Annotated in this window: 2 protein-coding genes; both read left to right on the top strand. The window is 38.5% G+C overall.

Features of this window, described 5'->3' with window-relative positions:
• The coding region (locus tag I3255_RS14440) for an ROK family protein (RefSeq protein WP_238039441.1) at nt 1–644 on the top strand (644 nt) is incomplete at its 5' end.
• A gap of 222 nt (nt 645–866) precedes the next feature.
• Nucleotides 867–1082, top strand: a complete 216-nt coding sequence (locus I3255_RS14435) for a hypothetical protein (RefSeq protein ID WP_238039440.1) — start codon at nt 867–869, stop codon at nt 1080–1082.
• The last annotated feature ends 187 nt before the right edge of the window (nt 1083–1269 follow it).

Raw genomic sequence — 1269 nt, 5'->3', positions numbered from 1 at the left:
CACTTAATGGTAAATCTCTAGATAAAGATCTTGAACGTATCTTAGGTTGTGATGTAGTACTGGCTAATGATGCAAATTGCTTTGCTTTAGCTGAAGCGCATTTTGGTGCTGCAAAACGTCTTAAGCCTGATGCTGAAGTTGTGTTTGGTATTATCATGGGAACAGGTGTTGGCTCCGGTATTGTCGTTAATGGCAAGGTTATCAATGGCTGCCATGGTATCGGAGGTGAATGGGGGCATAATGTTATCGAACCTAATGGCCGTGACTGTTACTGTGGTAAAAAAGGCTGCTTAGAAACCGTTATGTCGGGTAAAGGTTTAGAGGCATATTACCAGCAGTTAACTGGCCAAAACTTACCATTACCTGAAATTGTAGCTAAAGCGCGTTTAGGGGATGAAGATGGCATTAAAACCCTCAGCCGTATGATTGAAACCTTTGGTCTGGCTGTTTCTCAAATTATTAATACGATCGACCCTGATGTGATTGTTGTCGGTGGCGGTGTCGGTAATATTGATGAACTCTATGAGCAGGGGCCAAAGGCTATTTTAGCGCATTTATTTAATCCAGAGCTTAATACTTTGATTGTAAAACCCGATCTAGGTGACAGTGCTGGGGTCTTTGGAGCCGCTGCACTTGTAAAATAGTTGCAGTGACGACATTAATTGAAAAAGCTCCTAATATTAATAGAGGAGCTTTTATTAGCATGTCCTCAAATGACATTATCTAATGTCTAATCTTTTGAAGTAATTTGGGTGTACTGAACGCGGTAAATTTAGAGTTGAGATGAGACTAAACGGAGTAAATGGATGCTTTTTAAATACGTTAATAGCAAAATACTTCGACCCCCTTGGAGTGCGCTTATTCTAATGTTGAGCTCCTTTCCTAGTTATGGCTTCGTTGGTGAAGTGCTCGAACCTATCCCTGAAATGAAAGCACCTTTTATGGCTCATCAGCACACTAAAGAATGTGGGCATGACTTTTTGACCTATTTAAAAGAAAGACAAAAACAGCACGATCAACAATCTAATAATACAGAGAAAAAGAACGCTAATACTGTTGATGATTGGTTGGTTATTGAGTAGGAGGCCGATATTATTCTTAATTTAATACGTTACCATTCACTGAATTAACAAACGATATTGTTTCCTATTAAATTTAGCCGCGCATCTTTTTTTATGTTTATTTTGTGCCAAACATTCATCAACTAAAAAGTGTAGTTTTAGCGTATGATGCTGAAAAATGCATGTAATAAGCTTAATATAGGAACAC

The organism is Psychrobacter sp. Ps6 (genome assembly GCF_022129235.1).
GTDB lineage: Bacteria > Pseudomonadota > Gammaproteobacteria > Pseudomonadales > Moraxellaceae > Psychrobacter.
Note: the sequence above shows the minus strand (reverse complement) of the source record. Positions and strands in the feature narration are given on the sequence as shown.

Bases quoted from the DNA above. Each gene is read 5' to 3' on its own strand.
- I3255_RS14435 (WP_238039440.1), top strand. From the start codon at position 867: ATGTTGAGCTCCTTTCCTAGTTATGGCTTCGTTGGTGAAGTGCTCGAA.